The sequence below is a fragment of the Crateriforma conspicua genome (assembly GCF_007752935.1).
GTDB lineage: Bacteria > Planctomycetota > Planctomycetia > Pirellulales > Pirellulaceae > Crateriforma > Crateriforma conspicua.
Map to the genome: position 1 here is coordinate 5668032 of NZ_CP036319.1, position 22626 is coordinate 5690657.

Sequence of the window (22626 nt, forward strand, 5' to 3'; positions counted from 1 at the left end):
GCGGAACCGATTCCGACCAAGGGCGCATGCCGAATGTCTGAAGGCGTGCCGGCGGTTAGCTGGCGCATTACACTTTGGCATCGTCCCATTTCGACATCGGCCCCCCAGGATCCGCCATGTTCCGCCGCAGCACGCTCCGTCCCCTGTCGGGTCTGTTTCTGGTCCTATGGATGGCTTCGTGCAACACACCGTCGTCCGGAGAACTGGTCATTTCTGATCTGGGAAAGCACTACACGTTTGACCCCAGCATCACGCCTGCTCATCTGCGGAATCACATCGAACGCGACGAAGACGTGATCGGCGGTAACACCAGCATTCGCAATGAATCCGCCGATCACTTGGACTGGAAAGGCAATCCCAATGCCAACGGATTCGGCTATTTCCAACGCAATCGCGATCTAGGCCAAGTGATCAACATTCCTGACGGCGATGACGTGACCATCGATGCGATCGTCTTGCGAACCGCACGCGGCAACAACGCAGTGATGGCGGGAACGCCCGGCGCGAAGATGTACCTGCAGTTCTTCGAAGTCGTTGATTTTCCCGAACAGACACTTCGCATCAACGAAAACGGAACGACCAAGGGCCAACGTGCCACACATGGCTTTGACATGAAGTACAACCGTGCCGATGACTTTATCGAAGGCGTCACCTATCGTCCGATCCGCCGCGTGACCGGTGGCGTGTTTCCGACATCGATCCCACCGACCACACGGTACGCGTACCGCCGCAGTCCCGGCGAACCCTTTGGGATTCAAGACGGCCATCTTCGATATGTAAGATTCGACTTGACTGACGAAGACGAAATCACGTTGCAATCAGGACGTCGCTACGCGTTCATGGTTGGTTTTGAACATCCGGGCGTTGACCGGGGCCTGGGCATCGCGGTGACCACCAAGGTTCACACCCAAGAAGCCGCGCAATTTGATGTCGATGCCAATGGAACGCCACGGTGGGCGGTCCGCCGCGAGGGCGACGGAACCCTACCGCCGACAATGCTGGACACCACCGAAGAACCGACAGAGGACGCACTGCGGCAAACGCTTGTCCGCCAATCCATGTTTCGGCCGAATCATTGGGACACGCTGCTTCCCACCTCCGATGGTTATCCGGATGTGGACACTTACATGACTCGCCAGTTCTACATCGAACAACGGCTCAGCCCCGCCTTATCACGGTGACCGCTGGCTTCTCATGTCGATACTTCATCGACCACGCGGACCCTTCGGCTTCGAACGCGAACCTCTGCGATCATCCATTCGTCTTCACGAACCATGGATAAGGACGAAAGTGGTCTTGAGTACAAGCGCCCGCTGACGTGTCCATTTCTGCTGCAAATCGCATCACCCCACCATCCGAACATGCCGTCCATCCGCATCGCCCTTGCCAACGTGCGGCCCGCCCGCGACGCCGATCATGCTTTGGAAATCGTATTGGAGACGATGGTGGCGGCGGCAAAGGGAGGTGCGTCCATCGTTTGTTTCCCCGAGTGTTTCTTGCCGGGGTATCGAACGGAGCCTTCTGTACGGCAGCCAAGTGAAACGTGGCTGAATCAAGCCTGGGCCGTGGTGGATGAAAAAGCTGCCGACCTTTCGATTTGTGTCATCCTGGGCACCGAACGAGTCGCAAAAGACGGACGTAAGATCACGGCACGGGTCACAAACCTCGACGGCAGTTCTGCGGGCTTTCAAGACAAGGTTCAACTCGACCCATCCGAAGAAGCCGTCTATATCAGCGGGCGTAGCCGCAAGATCTTCCATTGCGGGCCACTGGTGTTCGGCGTCGTGATTTGCCACGAGGGTTGGCGTTATCCAGAAACCGTTCGCTGGGCCGCACACAATGGTGCACATGTGGTGTTTCACCCGCATTTCGAAGTCGTCGAAGCCACGGACTATTTTCCATCAGGTTTTGCCGATCCGACGAACAGCTTTCATGAGAAGGCGGCCCTGTGTCGTGCCGCGGAAAACACGTGTTACTTTGCCACGGTCAATTGCGCCCTGCCGGGCGCATCAACAACGTCGGCGGTGGTGGATCCTGACGGTGTTCTGATAACGCATCAACCTTACGGTGAAGCGGGAGTCCTTTTCGCAGACATCCGCACCGAGAAGGCCACGGGGCGTCTGGCCAAACGCTTGCGATCCTTTGACGTCGACGATCAAGACGCAACGTTGAAACGGCGATAGCGTGCCATCAAAAACAGGTGCACAGCGTAGCTCATCAGCCCGAATCCAGTCACGCCAATCAACAGCTTCCCGTAGGATTGAGCGGCGATCGCGGCCAAGGCATCGCTGATCCCCGCGACCTGTCCATCAGCGGTGCCGCGAATCGCCGAAACCAGGATAAACGCTCCAATGATCGCAAACGCCACGCCACGGGTCGACAAACCGAATCGTCCCGCCTTCAACGCAAGTTCTCGCGCGGTGTCACTCATTTCGGCGATACGGTACTTCGTCATGAACTTTGCTTTGTACGCCTTGTAAACAAAGTAGATGGCCACACCGATCGTCACTGCGCCGGCGATTCCCAGGACGACGCGTCCCCAGGTTGAATCAAGCAGACTGCTGGCGGCGTTGTTACCGCCCGAACCGGAAGGACTGCCGAATCCGAGAGCCAGCGAGCCGGCGAAACAGCCGAGCAGCAAATAGGCCAAACCGCTGACCGTATACCCGATTCGCTTCACAATCCCCTTGGCTTCGTTCCCGGCGCCTTCGGTATCCTTGACCGCTTGCACCCATCGCCATGCGGTGAAACCGATCAACCCGATCGCCATCAATCCAAGTAAGAACTGACCAAACGGTTGCTGGCCAATTTCCCGGATAGCGTCACGCGAGCCGGATATTTCACCTCCGGCACCGATCGCCAGTTGAAACGCCAAGAGCCCAATGATGAAGTAGACAACGCCCTTGGCCACATGACCAAATCGCCCGAAGGTTTCGACCCAAGACGGGACTTCGGGCATGGATCGTGTCTTGAATCCGTGCCAAGAAAAATCAGAAGCGTTGGCTTGGTTGGACGACGCAGAGTGTTTCGCAGGCGTAGAGATCGACATGATGGGTTGTGTGGGGATTCTGACGGTGATGAAAGGGTACGTTTTTGCTTGAATCTTCCAGAAGCAAAGTCCATACCAAATTCACCGACGTCACCCGGCACTCCGGATACGATCGCATGGAGCGACCGCTTCCGTGTCACCAAGATCACCCAAGATTCCTCTGCACGAAGACCGTGTTAAAGGTCCTGATCGCTTGGGATGACCACATTGTTGACGACAACTTCTTCATCGCTGGATCCATAGGGTTCGCGATACGCAGTCCGCCAACGAGTGTCGGTTGCCATCACATCGTCGACGAAGCCACGGATCTCAAACGGGTCGTCGTGCTCATGTTCCAATTCGTGTTCGAACAAGTCCAACTTTTTACGCAACAAGAACCCTTGCATCCGTTGATAGGGAGTGATCGTGCCACGACGCAAAAACGCTCCGACTTCCGCACGACGTGACCACTGGTCCCAATGCGGCACCCAGAACTTGGCATGCTCGGTGTCGCCACTCAGTGCAGCAGACATCGCTTCGGCTCGGATCAACCGAATTTCTTCCATGCATTCTTCCGGGGCAGGGTAGAAGCTGTAGCACATCACCACACTGATGACGATCAATCCAATGATCATCGTGCCGCCAACGACCTGTGAACTGACAATGCGATCGTATCCCAGCATCGTTGACTGGGGTGGCGTATCGACGGATTCCGAACCAGCCGATACCGATTCCGTCCCATCGCCTTTGGTCCGATCCAGCAAACGTAAGGCTGCCCCGGCCAACCCCATCGCAGCAAAGATGGCGAGGCAGATCTGTTCAACCGGCCCAAACTTCTCTGCGAGCTTCTCGCGTGCGAAAGCGCCGACGTTCGAATCCAAAAAGTGAATCGGATTCGTATAAATATCAAAAGCATGCGTGTGGTCCGATGGTGTGACCCCCGGCGGGATCAGCGGCCGGTTCAGTGCATAGGCAATGCCCACCACGATGACCATCAAACATGTGAACCAAACGGCAACACTTCGGTTGCTGAAATGTCGGGCCAACCATCCGATGGTGCCCAGGTTCACCCCGGCGCCAATCACCAGCAAAATGAAGGCGGCGCCGGGTGAATTGGCGTGCTGGAACATCATCCCAAGTTGGCTCATCGCCAACATCGGCGTCGCGTAAGCGGGAATCGCAACACCGGCCATCCGCGCGGGTGCCCACCAGTCGTCACGATTGATCGAGTGCTGCAATGCCCCCCACGGCAGAAAACAGGCCAGTAGCCCGACGCCCAACGCCGCCACCAATGTCCAGACGCCGACCGGACCGACCAGTTGCCGGCACATGTAACCGATCACCGCAAACAAGCGACGCACACCGATATCCGTAGGATCTTTTTCACTCGCCAGGGCCTGGCTGTCGTCCTCGCGTTCTCGAGCGGCCGAATAGCGATCCCAAAACATCCCCACCAACGTCACGACCAACAACGAACCGACCGCGAACATCAAGATCACGTAGGGCCGCGATAGCGTCACGCCGTAAAGCAGTGACAGGGGATTGAACAAGGGCGCGGCCAGTGCAAAAGCCGACAACGCTCCGGCTTTCAATTTTGCACGACGCATCTCGATCAAGATTGGCAGGACGCCGATGCTGCACACCGGCAACAACATGCCCACCGCCCATGACTGGGGCAGTGCACGCAAACTGTCGCCACCAAACAGACGTCGTGTTCCGTTGGCTCCCAAGTAAAACCGCAAGATCGCAGCGACCGCCAGGCCGACCAACAGCGTCGGTGCAGATGCCATCAACGCTTCGGTCATTCGCAAAAGACCGCCGAAGACCGCATTCAAAACCGGGTTGTTCACGACAGGCCTCCTTCAGCTAGCAAGTTCAACACCGATGCCAAGCCAAGACCATCGGTTCGGCGACCGCCACGACGTGCCTGACCATCCCCTGGGGGTCGACGATCTGCATCCTCCGCCCGCCCGTCATGATTCTCATCATGGTCGTCGTCCCGATCATGGTCATCGTGATCGTGGTGCTCGTCCTCACGATGTTGATGTTCAAGAGCCAGCAACCGTTCTTTCTGGCCTTCCGGTCCCAAGCTTTCCCACGCGTCTTCACTGATCTGGCACAGCCGAATCACTTCGTCGATCCGTGGGGCGTCCCACTGCTCGGGCTGACGATTGATCGACGTTCGAATTGTCTCGCTCAGCTCATAGATTGGAATCCACTGACGTTCGGTGATGGCGGTATCCGCGGCATACTCTGGTGTCAGCGAGACCAATTGCGAGAGTCTTTGCTGCGACGGGACATGATCAGGTTGATCTTTCAATTTCCCGACAAGGTTTCTGGATTCCGCGCATAGCTGACCAAGAGACAGAGGCAAATCAACCATCTCGCCATCGTGCCCCACCGGGGTCGCCGGCGACGAAGAATCAGATGCGCCGCAACCGAGCAGCAACAAGAAAAAGATCCCCACCCCGCATCGTGTCATCATGGCGACACGATGCACCACCAAGTCAATGGGCGGAAGGTGTTCAGCAACAGCGGTGCAAAAAACCACGTAACGATTCATCACTTGTACTCCGGGGTGTCGACCGAGTTCATGATTCGATCAATGACCGTGTCGACGTCTTCACCCCGAGTCAGTAACCGCACCGAAAGAACGGGCTGGGCAACCTTGGCGACATCAGACGGAGTCACAAAATCCCGCCCCTGCATCAGCGCCCAAGCCTGGGCCATTGCTTGCCAGCAAAGCATCCCACGGGGGCTGACGCCCAATTCGACACCGGCGTCATCGCGTGATGCTTCCACCAGATCGATCAAGTATTCGCTGACACGCGGGTGAACCTTCACGCTTTGCGCGTCCATTTGCAAACGCCGCAACTGATCCAGGGTCAGCGACGAAGCGGTCGGGTTCGGTCCATTTGCGGATTCGTCGCCGCTGCCCAACACCTGACGTTCCAGGATTCGCAGTTGAGCCTGACGGTCCGGATAGCCGATTTTCAGCTTGATAGAAAAGCGGTCCAACTGTGCCTCCGGCAATGGATAGGCACCATGCGAATCAATCGGGTTTTGCGTGGCAATGACGAAGAACGCCGACGACAGCGGATGCGGCTTTCCATCGATGGTGACCTGACGTTCAGCCATCGCTTCCAAAAGTGCACTTTGTGTCCGTGGCGTTGTCCGATTCAATTCGTCCGCCAGCAAGACGTCCGCAAAAACGGGCCCCGCGTGAAATTCGAACTCCCGTGTTTTCTGGTTAAAGACGCTGAAACCGGTGATGTCCGCGGGCATCAAATCGGGGGTGCACTGGACACGGGCCAAACGGCTGTTGAGCGCATCGGCGATGGCTTTTGCCAAGGTCGTCTTTCCCGTCCCGGGAAGGTCGTCCAGCAACAGGTGCCCCTTCGCTAACAAACAAGCAATGACCAAATCGATTTGTTCGTCCTTGCCCAGCAACACGTGCCGCAAATGCAACTGAAGCCCCGAGATCCACTGGGCGTGCGACTGGCAATCTGACTGTTCTTCGTCGGTGGCAACGCTCATACGGCTGCCTCCTTTGTAATCTTGGATATCGTTTGTGTATTTAAAAGCCGAACGATTCGGGTGGATGACTTTTCAACCCGGTCATCGTTACCGCCATAGAAAAGGCGATCGGCGGCATCGCAAAATTGCTGACACGCCGTTTGCAAACCATGATCATCGCGTGTCAGTTGTTCCATCCAATCACGCTGACTTTGGCCTCGTGGTCGACGTTGGCCCACCAATTTGGCGCGATTTTCAATCGTCCACATTGCCAAACCAAGTCGACGTCGTGGACGAAGCATCGGGGCAAGCCACCAGACCAGATACAACGTCCAGTCGATCCAAATCCGGCGGGTCACATATGCCAGAAATGCAGCGGCGGTACCAACCGTAATGGCTGGCCACTGCCGGGCAACGAACTGGCGGCAACGCAGCCACAGCGACGGATGGTAATGAGGTTCACGGTACCCGGGCGTGGGCTCCACTTCGAACCAGCGACCATCACTCAGCCGGATTTCAGCCCACACGTGAACATCGTCCGGCCGAACCGATGTGTGACCGGCGATCACGTCGAATCCGCTGGGGCGGACGTAAAAACCGGTGACCAGACGTGATTGCAATCCGATTTCTCGGGCCAACAACGCAGCGGTTGTGGCAAACAGATGGCTGCCGCCTCGCGCGGATCCAGCAAACTCGCTGATCGGCAAATCCGAATCACTCACGGCCTGTCGATCCAGCGTACCGTTGCTTCGTAGGTAACCGATCAAAGCCCGCAGTTGATCATAGGGGTGATCATGATCATCGACGATTTGCTCCGCCAGGTCGGCGATTTCTCCGATGCCACAGGGAATGACCGTTTCGGACGGAACCAAATGTTCTCGAATCTCATCCTCGGTCAGCTTTTCACTTGCGATGTGAACCACCGTCAGCGGTGGCACCTTGTCCCGGCCCGGCATGTAAAACGATCCGTCGGACTGAATGCCGAAGAAATCTTGACGATTGACCTCTTTGATATGAATCCCACCGGTCAGCATCGGCACAGGCAAACGATTCGATCCCAACTTGATCGCCTTCAGCAACCCAACCTGCACCTTGTCCGGATCTTGATGAATCAGATCGTTTCGCCCCGGGTCAAAGAACCAAGCATCTTCACCGAAATCGACTCGCAACAACTCGTCTTCGGACAGATCCTTTTCTTGTGTCCAATCGATGCCATCGAACGCGTCATAACGATGCATGGCCAGACGAATTCCCACGGGACCATCCCACTGAACGATTCCCGGATCATTGGCATCATCAAAGTGCTGATGTTTTTCCGGCGGTACACGGTCGGTGGAAAACGATCCGCCACCTTGCTCGCTTTTGGCGGCACGTTCATGACTGGGGATGATCTTTTGGTTCGCCATCGCCTGGCGACGTTCCATCTTGTTCTTTTTCTTCTTCGGTTCGCCGATCAAATCATTGAACATGTCAAACAGAGTCGACTCCTGAGACTCCAGAAACAGTTCTGAATCCACCGCACCAAAAGATTCGGCAAAGTCCTTTGCGGCGATCGCGGCGTCACCCGAACCGACGCCACGTTTGGCTGCGGGGTCAGACCAATCTGATCCGCCGCTGGTCGGCATGAAACCAAACGTCAAGTGTTTCGATTCGGTAAACCGGTCTTTGACGGCGAGGCCACCCACTGCTAAAACGGCCGCCGCAACCAGGACCGATCCCGGACGTAGCGTCCACGTTCGCGTGACTTGATCGGGCATTGCCAGATCCAAGCGTTCCCAATGGTTGGCAACCAAATGCCAAACGCACACCAAAATCCACGCCAGCGGATACACCACGGCATAGGCGTGATCGGAAATCGAGGCGGCAAACAAGACCAGGAAACCACTGGACACCAGCGACAGTGCATGCCAGCGTTCCCCGCGACCGCCGACGGCCATCGCAATGGCCGCCGCACCGAAAACCGACAACATGGTGACTTCATAGGCGATCGGCGTCGTGAAGTACCGCGCCAGGGCGGCGAACGCGATTGGCGTCACTGGCAACAATAACGTTGCAACACGTTGCACCCGAGACGGCTTCCAGGCCGCCGCAATGGTCAGGACCAATACACAGACCAATTCGGAAACAAACGTTGGCCGATGTTCCACAGGCATCCGCAGCGGCACCAGGGAAGCAAAGGCGATCAGCGAAAGCACGATGGCTTCGAAACGTTTACGCGACCAAGTTGGCATCACGCACCTCCGTCCACAACGCCAACAACTGGTCATCCAAAGCCAAGTCACGGCGGATCACCCGATCGTCGTGTTCGGCTTTGACGCGATGGTTCCGTCCGGGGTCGCTGATACTGACCCTCGGATTCCCGTCGGCATCGGAATCAATCGCGATCATTGTGTGACCGTCGGCTCGGCCGATCCGCGTGACTTGATCCACACCATCGATCGGCACATCGGTCAACGCGTTCATGATCTGAACGAATCCGTCACGCCCCACTCGTGGGATGACTTGACGATTGCCGATGCGAATCCGAAGCGGGATGGAAGACCGATGCAAATTCGCCATCAAACTGGCCGCAACTCGAATCCGGTCCGCAAGTTCGGCCCGTGAACTTCCGGCCTGATCACTGATCACCACGTGGATCCGGGGACATTCCGGACCACTACGCTCGGAAACGATCAACCGATCGGCGCGTGCGGTTGCCACCCAGTTCACCTGCTTGGCCGCATCGCCCAACCGGTATTCACGGACACCGACGATGTCCCCACATCGGCCAATCCGGTTCCCGTCGCCGGTCTCGGCTCGACGACGCCCGGTCAACGCGGTCTGGCCCGTAATGGGATACACCTTGGGCCAAACGGTCACTCGCAATACGTCCCCCATCCGACGCCGCGCCGTCCAAATACCGAACGGAAAGGAACACGTCAACGAAGTCACACCATCGGGATAGTGTCCGCGCAATTCGGGTTGGACGCCAAAGCGATACGTGCTGACTGCCCAGGGTCGGACGTACGCCAACGCGGCCGTGGGCGGATGCGTGGCCATCCCCTCATCACAAACACGATCCAAAAACCCTTCGACGGCCAAGCCCCATACCGGCATCGGCAAAACGTTTCGAACGGAGAGAGCCAAGTGGCATCGATCGCCCTCGTGGACACAATCGACTTCCGGGGTCAAACGACAGGACACCGCCCGGACGGCCACCCACGGCCAGACCATTCCCACCAAGATGACCGCCGCCAAAGCGGCCGCAAGCGTCCAGCCAATCGGAGCCAGAAAAGCCCCAATCATCACGCTGGCCGCCGTCGCCAAGACGAACCAGCCGACGGGTTCCTTCAACCAATAAACAAATCGATTCGCCCAGGGACAAAAGTCGGTGGTCAACGCACGGACCAACCAACTGGATGCCTTGGACGCATCAGGCGCAATCGACATGAGCGCATCTCAAGCTATCTACGAGAACGAAGAAAAAGGCAGCAAGTCGTTCAGACTCGCGGCGGTCCTCGTAACGAGATGCTTGAGAGAGAAACTTCGCGAGGAAGACAAACGTCGACCCAAATTTCGTCCAAGGCGACGTCGATGGTGCCGAAGCAGACGGCCGCGATCACAACCGGAGCGGCGTGCCGCGCGGTGTAAAAATTCTGACAAACGCTGCAGCGATCCGAATCATGGGATTTCCCCGGCGACGAATCACCGGAGGGTGCGTCTGCCGCGTCGGCAAGCATTTCGGGCGTCAATTCGCCCGGCGGCAACTGGCATTGCTGGGCGTCAGCCGGATGCCCGTGGTCACAGCATTCCGCCGTGTGTCCGGACGTATGATGCCGCGTCCCGGCCGCGACATGGACTTGCCCGCCATGAACGTCACCCGAGCAGCACAACTCCGTCTCGCCGACACACTCGCAGTGCGACGAACTCACGCAACCGACGTGCAGCCACCCGGCAAAGTTGCCTATCAGCAACAGCAGCACGGTCAGGCTGGCGACAGCTCGTTGAAACGGAAACACAGATTACTACAGCGCAAGAAGAGGACCAGAATGCACAAGCAGCGACGCACGGCGACGCGCGACCGGTCCCAGCCGATATTTACAGCGGAATCCAGTATGCCTGCGTCATTACGAAGGGTCAACGCATTTGGTTTTCCCAGCAATGCCCGCACATGGGTTCTTCATCATCCGCGTCGCCGCCACCAACCAAGAGTGGAATTCTGCAAGAACGGCCTCGCAAAAGCAGTGAACGCCCGAACACACACCAAATCCAACTGGCGACTCCGCCCACGGCTTCCAGATCCCTATGATGGCGCAGCGGAAGCCTTGCGGTGGGAAGCCGCAACCTAGACAAATTCGCCAATTCGTCCCGCCAGATTTACACGCAGAAGATTCCATGAAAACGATGCTGATTCTTTTTGCCGCCGGAATACTGGCGGCTTTCGCGGTGAAGGATTCCGCCGATTCGGATCTGAAGCGGATGCAAGGTGAATGGACCGCAATCGACGACGAAGAAACGGTCGTGATGGTGGTCGCCAAAAACAACTTGGAATATCGCAACCCGAAAACAGGCGAATGGTTCAAGGCAGAATTCAGTTTGGATCCGTCCACATCGCCCAAACAAATCAACGCGATGATCAAGGAGGGTGCGATCGACGAATTCAAAGGCAAAGAATCGCTGGGCATCTATCGATTCGCCGATGGTCGCCTGGAAATCGCCGCCTGCCGCCCCGGTGAAACCGAGGGCCCCAAAGACTTTGATGACCCGCGATGCCGCCGCTTGGAATTCACCCACGACTGACCACCAACGGATCGCACCAGCCGGCGCTTTGGTAAACCGCCAAGCCGATTGAGCGATTCGCTTGACGGATCACTGTGACGGCGACTGCCAATCGGGATGCGGTATCGGCATGCGAGCCTTGCGCTGCTTCAACGCATGTTCCAGGTCAGCACGAAACTGCTTCGCCATCGCGGGATCGCTTTGTGATCGTTCCGTCTGTTCCGACAAGTCGGTGGGCAAATGGTACAGTTCGTCTCGGCCGTCTTCATAAAAGTGCATTAGCTTCCATGATCCCGAACGCATCGCCGAATGAGGACGCGTTTGACTGGTGTACCCATCATCGATCCCGATGGCTCGCGGCGTTTTGGCGAACCGTCTCTCCGGATGGTAGTACGGAAAGTGCCAAACCACGGGCATCGGCTGAAGCGATGATTCGGGGTTCAAGAACACGGGCACAACCGACTGGCCGTCCAAATTGCCCGGCAGTGACGCCTTCCCCACCTCCGCAAAGGTCGGAAACAGATCGGTGCCCGTCACCATGGCAGCGGAGGTTTCCCCTGGCGGCGTTTTCCCAGGCCACCGAGCTAGAAAAGGCACCCGAATGCCGCCTTCGTACAAATTCCATTTGGACCCGCGAAGCGGAGCGTTGCCGGCATACTCAGGATGCCCGCCATTGTCCGATGTGAACACGACCAGAGTGGTATCTGCGTGCCCGGATGCATCCAACGCTGCCAACAATTCACCCACATGATGATCAAGGGTCGTCACCATGGCCCCGTAATTTGCCAACGCTTCACGCCGCGGATGACCTTCTGGGATTTTTGCCAAACAGCGATCATAAAGCCACTTCACCCGAGTATGAACGGGCGTGTGCACGTAAAAGTGTGACACCATCAAGAAGAACGGACCAGCGTGCGGCTTCTTCAAAAAACCGATCGCCCGCCGGGTCATTGAATCGACCGGAAATTCACCGTCGGGTATTTCGACCCAACCACGCTTTGCATGGTCGCTGTAGTAGGAATAGGGATGACAACCGAAATCCTCCTCGGCGACCTGGAACCCTTGCTTCGCGGGACCATGCGTCGGGCTCCAACCCAAATATCGTTCGTGGTGGCGATTCAAATGCCACTTACCGAAAAACGCGGTTTCATACCCTGCATCGCGAAGGCATTCCGCGACGGTGACTTCCCTCAGCGGAAGATCCAAGGTGAAGGGCGGCGCACGCAGCGGGGCCACCACCGGCTGGTATCCGGGCCTGTCCTTGGTGACGAATTCGAACCCCAGTCGAGCGGTGGATTTTCCCGTCAGCAAACTGGCTCGTGAAGCGGAACAAATCGGTGCCGCGGAATAAGCCTGAGTGAAACGAACGCCCTCGGATGCCAAACGATCCAAATGAGGCGTTTCAAACCATGGGTTGCCGTAACACCCCAAATCCGCCCACCCCAAATCGTCGGCCAAAATCAGCAGCACGTTGTCACTCGCGTGCGTGGTCTCCACCCCGATACCACACACAAGCATGATGGCGATTGTGCAAAGCCGACTGCATGAACGGCGTTGACATCGAAGCTTGAGAATTGAAATTTCCGAATCTCGTTTGTCTCGCTGTGTCACATCACTGTCCGTTGGCAAACATCTTTCTTTTTCGCGACCGTTCCACACCCCGGGTCCACGCGTTCAACTCCCGCAACATCTTTACGTATCGCTCCGGATGCTGTTCCGACACGTCCCGTTGTTCCGGTTCCTCGGCGGACAAGTCGAACAAGACGGGCTTCAAATCAGAATCTTTTGGATTTGATTTCCTGGTTACAAAAGGCTTCACCAACTTCCAGTTGCCATCTCGCATCGCTGCGTTGTGCGTGTAATTGGGGTTTGCCCGGTTCCACTGCCAAAACAAGGGACGTGAAAGTGGGTCCGAGGCCCCGGATAAAACACCCTTCAAACTGGTACCGTCGATCGGAAGCTTCGGCGGATGCGAAACACCACAGACGTCCAGGATGGTCGGAAACAAATCGATGAACTGCACCACCTGCTCTCGCTCGCCCGACGGCCATTGGCCAGCCCAGCGAAAGAACAACGGGACACGTATTCCACCTTCATAGACCTCATACTTCGTGCCGCGATGCTGAAGATTAAAACGCGTTCCCGTCACGGGATCCGGCCCATTGTCGCTGGCAAAGATCACCAACGTTCGTCGTGACAGATCCAAACGATCCAATTCGGCCAGCAATTGGCCGATGCCTTGATCCATCACCTCGATCATCGCGTAAATCGTCGCCGTTGACTGCTCCAATCCTTGATCGACATAGAAGTCGATCAATTCCTGCGGTGCCTCCAGCGGCCGATGCGGCGCATAGTGGGCCAAGTGCAAAAAGAACGGGTCGCGATGGTGTCGTTGAACAAAACGGATCGCTCGCTCAGTCAGTTCCTCGGTCAAATACCCTTTGTTGCCATGGGAAACCGTTCCGTTGACATCCAACCGAAAACCAAAATAGGAGTTGGGACCGATGAAACCGGCGAATTCATCGAAGCCTCGTTTCATTGGATGATAATCCGGTTCGATTCCACAGTGCCACTTGCCGACCAACCCGGTCGCGTAACCGTTCGCGCGAAGCACATCGGCAAGCGTGGTTTCATCCAAACGTAATCGAGACAACTTGGGGAAACTTTCTTGGTTCAACGTGACCACGCCGGTGCGATGCGGGTAACGCCCCGTCAACATCGCTGCACGAGCCGGTGCGCAAACACAAGATCCGCTGTAGGCGTTATTGAACCGGACACTTTCGGCCGACAACCGATCCAAATTGGGCGTCCGACTGGCACCACCGTTGTTCGAAGCCAAATCCCCCAGCGCAAAATCGTCCGCAAAGATCAAAATCACGTTGGGACGCTCTGGCGATCCGAATCCCGCCTTCGCATCCGCTGTCGCCTGCCCACAACAGGTCAATGGAATGATCGGGACGGCCGCCACAACCAACCATACGATTCGTCGCCAACACATCAGGGCCCCCTTTATGATTGTCTTTGCCAATTGACCATTGAAGCCTGCGTCGGAAGATTCAGTTCGCTTCCCATGGGTCCAACCCCAGCTCGGCACCTGTTTCCAAACCATCGGGATCGATGACCAAGTGCTTCACTCGCTTGCGCATCCAGGTGTACGTCACGTGGACTTTGCCGTCACGTGACTGGATCATCGCCGGATATGACAGCTCACCTTTATCGACGTGTTCGACCACCGCGGCCTTGTTCCAATCGATGCCATTGGAACTGATCGCAAGATGTAACGTCTGTCGTGATCCCCAACCGTCCTTGCGATTGCCACCGGCATGGTTGTAAAGCAACAGGTGGCGACCATCGGCCAACGTCAACGCTTCGATACCCGAATTGGGATTGGGCAATCCCAATTCCGTCATCGCGTTCCAGGTATTTCCGGAATCCGTCGTGACAGCTTGAAAGATCTTCGAATGCTTCGATCGCATCAAAGCCTGGATGCGGCCGTCGGAATGCGTCAAGAAACTGGGCTGAATCACTTGAAACGGCTGATTCTCCGGTTCGATTCTTCGCCACGAAGTTCCCAGTTCAGGGTGCCTGAGATCCGACAGAATCTCATAATGCATCCGCCAATCGTCATCGTGTTCGCTGGAAGACGGGCAGAGCAGGGTACCATCACCTAAAAGCATCGGCTTGGAACGCACCGGACCGTCGATCGTTTCCGGCAAGCGACGACGATCGCGAAAGGACCGCCCGCCGTCATAGCTGAACATGACCTCGCCCCACCAATCGCGTGCGTTCGGACCGACCTTGAAAAACAACATCAGCGGCGCGTCACCGGGTGGTTGGAACAGCACTGGGTTCCAACAGGGATATCGCAGGCCATCGTGCTGGATCCCGTTGGCCACCTCGACCGGTCGCTTCCATTGGTTCCCATCGTGATAGCTGGACCAGATCCCGACATCGGGATGCTTTTCACGAGTCCCACCGAACCATGCTGCTACCAAACCGCGATTCGTTTCGCAGATTGTCGATGCATGACACTGCGGGAAGGGCGCATTGGTGTAGATGAATTCGTCGTCGACCCAACCGGGGAACCGCGGCGTGTCCGCCGGCTTCGGTTTTCGTGCCACCAACTGGTCGGTAGGAAACTGGGTGCAGTCTTCGTGACGGATGAAATAGATCCTGCCGTTTTCTGCTCCCACCAAAAGGTCCGGCTTTCCATTGCCGTCAAAATCACAAACGGCGGGGCTGGACGTATGACCGGCAACATTCCGCTTGGCTAGATTGCCGATCCGCTTGAGCACCGCTTTCCCATCGCGTTCTTCACAGTTCCGCCACCAGACCGCGTTCTCGCTGTTGGCCAAGATGTCCTGTCGTCCGTCACCGTCCCAATCGACCAACGCCAGCTTGATACGCCCGCTACCTCCAGCAGATTTCGCATTCATGCGGACGGGCTTGCCATCTTCGTCGACAAAGACTCGCGTTTGATCGGTCGCTCGACTCTGGCACGTCAGATAACCTTCCTGGTCCAAGATGACCAAGTCCAGCTGACCGTCTTGATCCCAATCCGTGGCCAACGGCGTCGTCCGCCACTGGGATTGCTGGTTTTCCGCGGGTTGATTCCACCAATAAAAACGCGGCGGCGGTTCCCGATTCCAAAACGGCAACGGCTGTTCGGTCAATCCGTTCTTAGTGCCGCGCAGCAGCGTCAAGCGAGGCCAAATGGAATTAACCAAAATGTCGTCAGCGCCGTCTCCGTTCCAATCTGCGACCGACAACGTGGTGTATCCCCACTTGGCTTCTGCAGGCCCCTGAATCGACCCATTGGGCCCCGCCATGATTCGAAAGACCTTACCGTCGACCTGCAACAATTCGGGTGCCGACCAACGCTGGCCTTTGCCGTCCAGGTTTTCAAACAGGGCGATGTTGCCCGCCGTGTTGCCGCACAAAATGTCTTCATCGCCGTCCCCATCCCAATCGTGCGCAAAGGGCGTGGCCAGCGCGCCGAACTTCAACGTGTCCGCTTCTTGTTGGAAATAGACCGGCTGCCGAAACACCGGGGTGCCTGTTTGACCGGACGCGACATTTTCCACCAACGCCACGCGACCGTCTTCATCACCAACGATCAGGTCCACGTCTCCATCACGATCCCAGTCGATGGCGGTGGGCGTGATCATCTGCAGATGCATCACCAGCGGCTGTCCGTCGTCCCCGTTCAGCATGACGCCAACCGCATAGGATGGCTGCGATCGCGACCCCACGTTTTCGAAATAGGTGAACCCGTCCAGGAATTCGCCACAAATCAAATCCAGGTCGCCGTCGCCGTCGAAGTCAGCAAAGTTCGGACTGGGCCACCCAAAAACGTCGATCGGTGATCCACCGGCGGTGATCTTTCGTGGCCGTGCGTAGTCATCGCCGGAGATCCGTTCGATCAAATAAACATAGCCGTGAAGCGGCCCGTTTTGCCAGCGTCCTTGCGCGTCAAAAGCTTGATCCCAGACGTAATCGGACCAGTCGCCAATGCCAACTATCAGATCTTGGTCGCCATCGCCTTCCCAATCCACATAACGCCACATCCGTGCCCTTGTCTTTCCGACATGAAAACTCGCGTCGGGATAGATGCTGCGTTGGGTGGAAAAGTCACCGTCGCGAAATGCGGTCAGTTCATTGTTTTCCACCAGCAATCGCGGTTGCCCATCGACGTAGCTGACCTGTGTGTTCGTTTTGGTCGGCCCCAACCGAACCCCGGCTTTGAAAACCGGCATTTTGACCGACGGATCCTGTGTGGGGTTCTCAAAGTAATACACACCATTGGACGGCTTATCAGGACACGAAACCAACAGGTCCAGATCCCCGTCGTCGTCGTAATCCATGGGCAGCGGCCAGGCCCAAAGCCCGACGCCCAAGTCCACTTGCAACCCAGGATGGTTGTACTTCAGCGGCTGCAACTTCCACTGATCGGGCTCCGCAGCCATCGCTCGGCCGTAGGCGGAAACACCAAGCATGGAAAGAAGCAATGCGATCCGAAATGCGGTCATCATGTTGAGAGTCCTTTGACAGGCGTCAAGTTGGCCGTACAATCCTTAAGTCTATAGACTTCTATGGAGACTGCAAGCAGATGCAGGAAACGAACGCCCAACGGGCCTATGACTATCTTCGAAGCTGCCTGGTCCAGGGCGAATTCCTTCCGGGCGCACGCATCCGCTACGGACCGGTCGGAAAAAAACTGGGAATCAGTGCAACGCCAGTGCGCGAAGCAATCGGCCAATTGGCCAACGAAGGATTCGTCGAATTGGTTCCGCAACTCGGCGCGGTGGTTCGACAAATCAGTCGCGACGAAGTGATCGAGCTTTACGAATTGCGTGAAGCGATCGAACCCTACGCGACGGCGCGAGCGGCCGAACGGATCGAACAATCGCAACTTGATCAGATCGGCAAGCAACTGGATCGCATGACCCAGTTGACCGAACGGACGCGTCAATCATCATCGAAAAGCGTACCCAAGAAGACCGTTCGCAGTTTTGAACAAGCTGACTTGGCGTTTCATATGCTGATCATCGAAGCAACGGGAAATCGCACGATGCTGCGAACCGTTGGCAATTCACACCTTTTGACGGGAATATTCTCGGTGGCCCGTCACGGATACGACGCGGGGGTGATGCAAGCGACCTGCGACGACCACAAACGCATCCTAACGTCACTGCAACGCAAGAAACCCGACGCGGCCCGCGATGCAATGGCGGTGCATATCCGCAATGGCCTTGAAATTTCGCTCGCTGGGATCACCGACGACGACCATCGCTGGTGGGATGCTTCAAGTCGCTAGGTTAGTTTCAGCGCGACATCGCCCACACCCGCCCACACCCGCCCAAACGCTTTCGCCATCCGCCCGCCGGCAAGGAGACCATCTGTCGATGCACACCCCATCGTTTTATCCCGCCGACTGGGTCGTGCTGTGCCTGTACTTCGTGGCGACCATGGGTATCGGCGCATTCTTTTATCGAAAGACTCGCAACACCGAAGGCTTCACCGCGGCCAATCATGCGCTGCCGGGTTGGGTTTGTGGATTGTCGATCTTCGCGACGTTCCTTAGCAGCATCAGTTACCTGGCACTTCCGGGAAAATCGTTTGCCGAAAATTGGAACCCGTTCGTCTTTTCGCTTTCCATCCCGCTGGTCACATGGATCGCCGTCCGTTGGTTCCTTCCTTACTACCGAAACTCGGGGCAAGTATCAGCCTACGCGGCGTTGGAAACTCGTTTCGGCGTGTGGGCGCGTGTCTATGCCAGCGTTTTTTACTTATTGACACAAATTGCACGTATTGCGGTGGTGTTATACCTGATGGCCTTGCCCATGCAGGTTTTATTCGGATGGGACATACAAGTGGTTCTTGTCGTCACGGGGATTTGCGTGACCTTCTATGCGTTCATCGGCGGGATCCTGGCGGTGATTTGGACCGATGCGATCCAAGCCATTGTCTTGATGGCCGGTGCAGTCCTTTGCTTGGGACTGATGCTGGCGAACGTCCCTGGCGGATTGCCTGCGGTCATCGAAGTTGCCAAGAGCCGAGATAAGTTTTCGTTGGGGGATTTCGGATGGTCCACGACCACACCAACGTTCTGGGTGGTTCTGATCTATGGAATTGTCATCAATCTTCAAAACTTTGGGATCGACCAGAGCTATGTCCAGCGATACGTCGCATCGAGTTCAGACCGCGAAGCCGAGAAAAGTCTTTGGCTTGGCGGACTGTTGTACGTTCCGGTCAGCGCACTGTTCTTTCTGATCGGGACCACCCTTTACGTTTACTACGCCGCCGACCGACCGCAGGCATCCGATCGCATCGCGGCGGTGGAGAATATCGTTGCCAGACAACAAGCTCTTCAATCAGGCCTGGACGAGGGAACACCCGAATTTGACGCTTTCCAGTCAGAAACGGCGGTCGACCTGAAGCTTGCCGACATCGGAGACCGTGTTTTTCCGCACTTCATCGGAACGTCTTTACCACCGGGAATGACAGGACTGTTGATTGCGGCGGTCTTTGCGGCCGCGATGAGCACCGTGTCGACCAGCTTGAATTCATCGGCCACGCTGATCATGAGCGATTTTTACCGACGCTTTGTTTCGCCCCGAGCATCGGAGCAACAGCAAATGCGAGTCCTTTATGCCGGGACGATTCTGTGGGGTATCCTTGGCACGCTTCTTTCGCTGGTACTCGTAAGACTGACCCAAAGTGCGTTGGACATGTGGTGGACACTGTCGGGCATTTTTGGCGGCGGCATGTGCGGTCTGTTTCTGCTCGGCATGATCAGCCGACGAGTCCAAAACACTGGGGCGATCGCCGGCGTCGTCGCCGGAGTGTCAATGATACTCTGGCTCTCGATCCCGCAACTGTCCGCAACGGCATCCGCGGCGGGTACGGACGACCGACTGCATGCATTCTTGATTCCTGTGATCGGCACGACCACCATCATTCTTGTCGGCTTTGCGGTCGGCATCTTCTTCAAAGGCACACCCAAAAATGAAGCGGCTTGAGGGTATCATCCCACCCCTGGTAACACCGTTGCTGGATCGCGACTCTCTGGACCATGATGGGCTTAATCGCTTGGTCGAACATGTGATCGCGGGCGGAGTCAGCGGGATCTTTCTACTTGGAACCACGGGCGAAGCCCCGAACCTTAGTTACCGACTGCGTCGTGAACTGATCGACCTCGTCTGTCGTCAGGTCAACGGACGCGTGCCGGTTTTGGTTGGGATCAGTGACACCGCGTTTGTCGAAAGCGTTTCGCTGGCCAACAGCGCCGCCGAATCGGGTGCCGACGCACTTGTGCTGACGACGCCCTACTATTTTCCGGTTGGACAAACAGAACTGCTGGGCTATATCCGTCGACTGACGCCACAGCTTCCATTGCCATTGATGCTATACAACATGCCGGCATTGACAAAGCTTCAGTTCGAAACGGAAACACTGCGGAAATTGGCAGAGGTCGATCAGATCATCGGCGTCAAAGACAGCAGCGGCGATATGGATTATTTCGCCGACTTGCTGACCCTGCGCAATGATCGGCCGGATTGGTCATTCTTTCTGGGTCCCGAACACCTGTTGATCCCGGGCGTCCAGATGGGAGCCGACGGTGGAGTCAACGGCGGTGCAAACATCTTCCCACAGATCTTCACCCAGGTATTTCAAGCCGCTCGCGATGGCGATGAAGCCGCATGCGTCCGTCTGCAATGTTCGATTGATGATCTGCAACAGATCTACGAAATCGGCAAATACGCATCGCGTCATATCAAGGCAACCAAGAGCGCCTTGTCCATCCTGGAAATCTGCAGTGACTTCATGGCCGAACCGTTCCATCACTTCAAACCGACCGAACGTCAAAAAGTGTCGACCATTCTGACGAATCTAGACGCACTCAGTCGCCACACGTAGGTCGAAAAAGAAACGACGGGCGAAAGTCCAGTGAACTTCCACCCGTCGCGTTTCGATTTTGCAATCAAGCATTACACCCAATGGCGTCGCCCGATTCGTAGCCTTAAGCCATCACTGCCGATTAATAGCGGGTTTGGAATTGGGCGTAGAAGAAGTCCGCATCGGCATCGTCCGCCACGCCGGCGGGCAAGCCCATCGTCGTGTCGTAGTAGTCACCAGCGGAGAAGTGCGAGTACCCGACCAAGATATTGTTACGTGGATTCAGGTTGATATTGAATAGCACGTCAATTTCATGCCCAAGCTCTCGATCGCCCGCGGGAGACGTTGTGTTGTAAGGCGTCATAACAACGCTGTACGGCGTTGTCGCTTCGGCCAAAGCAAAGTAGTGATACCAAAGGATCAATGAGACCTTGTCGTTCAGCGGCGTCAATGAAAACACGTTCAAGTCGTGCAAGTTTCGACGCCCGAACAAATCCATGAAGCCGTTGTACTTGTGGGCCAACGGGAACAGATGGTTGTACCCGTCGTCACCAGGTGCGGCATTGGCAAAATCATCATCACCACTGGCGTAGTCGTAATACAACCAAACCGTGGGACTCCATAACGCCGTGTTCACCTTGCGCCCCAAGCCGGCGGTGACGAAAGCGGCGGAGTGATCTGAGCCGTTGCTGTTTTCACCGAATTGGTACGCACTTTCGAAGTCATACAGGATTCCGCCATCGGAACTGCCACTGCTGCGACCGCCGATGGTGTGGAACGAAAAATTCGCAGTGTCGTTGTCGTAGCCGAGGTAGTAACCTTCCAACTGCCCCAATGCGGTGTTCTTCTGGGTGCCGTAGACACCATAAAACTGCTGGTTGTTGTCCCCTTCATCACCATCACGCGGGTCGACAGGCACAAACTCCGTCCAGAATCCGTCCAATGACGTGTCATCGTTCTGGTACAGCAAACGAACACCTTCGAACGTTCGCCGTGTGTTGGCCCAATCCAAAGGCGATACCGTTCGCTGGGCACCATACAACAGCTCTTGGCGCCCCAAACGAGCCGTCAATTTACCGGCGTCACCGCTGAGCAGATTGACATCCACGAACAGGTTCAAGAAGTCCATGTTGTTGACTTCGATGGGACGAGCGTTGAATTGTTCGCCCATCGATTCCGCATGCAGGCCCTCGGCGTAAAACCGAACCATGTCGTTCAGCTTCCAGTCCGCGTACAACCGTTGACGGAACAACCAAAAGTTGTCGTCACGACCGGTGATACCGACGCCTCGGTGGTTCCGCTCGTTGTGATAGCGAAAGCGTGTTTCGCCACCCAAACTTAACGTCCCCAGCGGCGTCGACATCCCCTTCAGACAATCACCGCAAAATGACGGACCGTCATAGCAGGGATCATTCAAATAGTCGAATTTGTTGGCATAGAAAACACCGGCGAATGCCGATTTCATCGCCTTCGTGGCGGCTTCTTTCTTCTCTTTGGTGCAACATGTCGTCTGACAGCAGTTGCACGACGCGGCGGGTGCAAATTCGTGAAACCCGACCTGGGCGTTGTACGCCTGCTCAGACTCCAGCGTTTCAAAATCCACCATCGGCTGGATGGATTCGCCGGCAATTTCTTCGCCCGACGTCTGGACGGTGACCGACTGCAGCTCGCCCTCCGACGCCAAGTAGTCATTCGCGTTGGCACCGGCGGCCATTAGCACCGCGGCCAATGGAGTGGCGATCCACCGCGAGTCCCAAAGCATCCGTGAAATTTTCGATCTATGCATTGCTCCATGCACTCATGCAAGAGGTAAGTGGTCGTTCCAAACACGGAACAGCGGGAATTGCTACCTCTTCCTCGGTGCATCGATACGACCGAACGGGGCACCGCCGTTTGACAGCCACCCAATCTTTCCCGCCTGGCGC

General features: G+C 56.5%; 17 protein-coding genes. 6 read left to right on the forward strand and 11 right to left on the reverse strand.

From position 1 onward, the window contains the following. Positions 1-116: 116 nt before the first annotated feature. Together Mal65_RS20765 and Mal65_RS20770 are read left to right on the forward strand one after the other, a co-directional pair. The gene (locus tag Mal65_RS20765) at positions 117-1181 is read left to right on the forward strand and encodes a hypothetical protein (protein WP_145302052.1); all 1065 of its coding nucleotides are present in this window, start codon (positions 117-119) and stop codon (positions 1179-1181) included. 180 nt (positions 1182-1361) lie between these two features. Then, positions 1362-2183: a carbon-nitrogen hydrolase family protein gene (locus Mal65_RS20770; RefSeq protein WP_145305089.1), complete on the forward strand. Its 822-nt coding sequence runs from the start codon at positions 1362-1364 to the stop codon at positions 2181-2183. On the opposite strand, the gene Mal65_RS20775 is transcribed toward Mal65_RS20770, so the two are convergent. From Mal65_RS20775 to Mal65_RS20805, 7 genes are all read right to left on the reverse strand, one after another. Continuing rightward, positions 2156-3049, reverse strand: a complete 894-nt coding sequence (locus tag Mal65_RS20775) for a DUF1206 domain-containing protein (protein ID WP_145302055.1) — start codon at positions 3047-3049, stop codon at positions 2156-2158. The genes Mal65_RS20770 and Mal65_RS20775 overlap by 28 nt on opposite strands. 176 nt (positions 3050-3225) lie before the next feature. Then, a complete protein-coding gene (locus tag Mal65_RS20780; RefSeq protein ID WP_145302057.1) occupies positions 3226-4878 on the reverse strand; it encodes a permease in 1653 nt (550 codons plus the stop codon). Then, on the reverse strand, positions 4875-5591 hold the full coding sequence (locus tag Mal65_RS26830; protein WP_174820193.1) for a hypothetical protein: 717 nt from the start codon (positions 5589-5591) through the stop codon (positions 4875-4877). Before Mal65_RS26830 ends, Mal65_RS20780 begins: the two co-directional genes overlap by 4 nt. After that, entirely contained in the window at positions 5591-6565 is a 975-nt protein-coding gene (locus Mal65_RS20790) for an AAA family ATPase (RefSeq protein ID WP_145302060.1), read from the reverse strand. Before Mal65_RS20790 ends, Mal65_RS26830 begins: the two co-directional genes overlap by 1 nt. Next, complete coding sequence (locus Mal65_RS20795; RefSeq protein ID WP_145302062.1) at positions 6562-8775, reverse strand: transglutaminase-like domain-containing protein; 2214 nt, start codon at positions 8773-8775, stop codon at positions 6562-6564. Before Mal65_RS20795 ends, Mal65_RS20790 begins: the two co-directional genes overlap by 4 nt. Beyond that, complete coding sequence (locus Mal65_RS20800; RefSeq protein ID WP_145302065.1) at positions 8756-9973, reverse strand: DUF58 domain-containing protein; 1218 nt, start codon at positions 9971-9973, stop codon at positions 8756-8758. Before Mal65_RS20800 ends, Mal65_RS20795 begins: the two co-directional genes overlap by 20 nt. Before the next feature lie 50 nt (positions 9974-10023). After that, the gene (locus tag Mal65_RS20805) at positions 10024-10542 is read right to left on the reverse strand and encodes a hypothetical protein (protein ID WP_145302067.1); all 519 of its coding nucleotides are present in this window, start codon (positions 10540-10542) and stop codon (positions 10024-10026) included. Positions 10543-10918: 376 nt separating this feature from the next. Here Mal65_RS20805 and Mal65_RS20810 point away from each other — a divergent pair, with 376 nt between their 5' ends. After that, positions 10919-11323, forward strand: coding sequence for a TIGR03067 domain-containing protein (locus Mal65_RS20810; protein ID WP_165701430.1), 405 nt, complete (start codon positions 10919-10921; stop codon positions 11321-11323). Positions 11324-11392: 69 nt separating this feature from the next. Here Mal65_RS20810 and Mal65_RS20815 read toward each other — a convergent pair whose 3' ends face one another. From Mal65_RS20815 to Mal65_RS20825, 3 genes are all read right to left on the reverse strand, one after another. Next, entirely contained in the window at positions 11393-12772 is a 1380-nt protein-coding gene (locus Mal65_RS20815; RefSeq protein ID WP_196784341.1) for a sulfatase, read from the reverse strand. Between the two features lie 142 nt (positions 12773-12914). Next, positions 12915-14300: an arylsulfatase gene (locus Mal65_RS20820; RefSeq protein WP_145302076.1), complete on the reverse strand. Its 1386-nt coding sequence runs from the start codon at positions 14298-14300 to the stop codon at positions 12915-12917. Between the two features lie 58 nt (positions 14301-14358). Next, positions 14359-17334: an exo-alpha-sialidase gene (locus Mal65_RS20825; protein WP_145302078.1), complete on the reverse strand. Its 2976-nt coding sequence runs from the start codon at positions 17332-17334 to the stop codon at positions 14359-14361. A gap of 77 nt (positions 17335-17411) precedes the next feature. Here Mal65_RS20825 and Mal65_RS20830 point away from each other — a divergent pair, with 77 nt between their 5' ends. The 3 genes from Mal65_RS20830 to Mal65_RS20840 all read left to right on the forward strand — a co-directional run bounded on the left by Mal65_RS20830 (position 17412) and on the right by Mal65_RS20840 (position 20722). Next, complete coding sequence (locus Mal65_RS20830) at positions 17412-18119, forward strand: GntR family transcriptional regulator (protein ID WP_145302081.1); 708 nt, start codon at positions 17412-17414, stop codon at positions 18117-18119. Between the two features lie 88 nt (positions 18120-18207). Next, positions 18208-19824, forward strand: a complete 1617-nt coding sequence (locus Mal65_RS20835; RefSeq protein ID WP_145302084.1) for a sodium:solute symporter family protein — start codon at positions 18208-18210, stop codon at positions 19822-19824. Beyond that, complete coding sequence (locus Mal65_RS20840; protein ID WP_145302087.1) at positions 19811-20722, forward strand: dihydrodipicolinate synthase family protein; 912 nt, start codon at positions 19811-19813, stop codon at positions 20720-20722. Before Mal65_RS20835 ends, Mal65_RS20840 begins: the two co-directional genes overlap by 14 nt. A gap of 121 nt (positions 20723-20843) precedes the next feature. On the opposite strand, the gene Mal65_RS20845 is transcribed toward Mal65_RS20840, so the two are convergent. Then, on the reverse strand, positions 20844-22463 hold the full coding sequence (locus Mal65_RS20845) for an alginate export family protein (protein ID WP_165701431.1): 1620 nt from the start codon (positions 22461-22463) through the stop codon (positions 20844-20846). Positions 22464-22626 lie beyond the last annotated feature (163 nt).

Bases quoted from the DNA above. Each gene is read 5' to 3' on its own strand.
- Mal65_RS20825 (WP_145302078.1), bottom strand. From the start codon at position 17,334: ATGATGACCGCATTTCGGATCGCATTGCTTCTTTCCATGCTTGGTGTT.
- Mal65_RS20810 (WP_165701430.1), top strand. From the start codon at position 10,919: ATGAAAACGATGCTGATTCTTTTTGCCGCCGGAATACTGGCGGCTTTC.
- Mal65_RS26830 (WP_174820193.1), bottom strand. From the start codon at position 5,591: ATGAATCGTTACGTGGTTTTTTGCACCGCTGTTGCTGAACACCTTCCG.
- Mal65_RS20795 (WP_145302062.1), bottom strand. From the start codon at position 8,775: ATGCCAACTTGGTCGCGTAAACGTTTCGAAGCCATCGTGCTTTCGCTG.
- Mal65_RS20830 (WP_145302081.1), top strand. From the start codon at position 17,412: ATGCAGGAAACGAACGCCCAACGGGCCTATGACTATCTTCGAAGCTGC.
- Mal65_RS20800 (WP_145302065.1), bottom strand. From the start codon at position 9,973: ATGTCGATTGCGCCTGATGCGTCCAAGGCATCCAGTTGGTTGGTCCGT.
- Mal65_RS20765 (WP_145302052.1), top strand. From the start codon at position 117: ATGTTCCGCCGCAGCACGCTCCGTCCCCTGTCGGGTCTGTTTCTGGTC.
- Mal65_RS20840 (WP_145302087.1), top strand. From the start codon at position 19,811: ATGAAGCGGCTTGAGGGTATCATCCCACCCCTGGTAACACCGTTGCTG.
- Mal65_RS20845 (WP_165701431.1), bottom strand. From the start codon at position 22,463: ATGCTTTGGGACTCGCGGTGGATCGCCACTCCATTGGCCGCGGTGCTA.
- Mal65_RS20770 (WP_145305089.1), top strand. From the start codon at position 1,362: ATGCCGTCCATCCGCATCGCCCTTGCCAACGTGCGGCCCGCCCGCGAC.
- Mal65_RS20775 (WP_145302055.1), bottom strand. From the start codon at position 3,049: ATGTCGATCTCTACGCCTGCGAAACACTCTGCGTCGTCCAACCAAGCC.
- Mal65_RS20835 (WP_145302084.1), top strand. From the start codon at position 18,208: ATGCACACCCCATCGTTTTATCCCGCCGACTGGGTCGTGCTGTGCCTG.
- Mal65_RS20820 (WP_145302076.1), bottom strand. From the start codon at position 14,300: ATGTGTTGGCGACGAATCGTATGGTTGGTTGTGGCGGCCGTCCCGATC.
- Mal65_RS20790 (WP_145302060.1), bottom strand. From the start codon at position 6,565: ATGAGCGTTGCCACCGACGAAGAACAGTCAGATTGCCAGTCGCACGCC.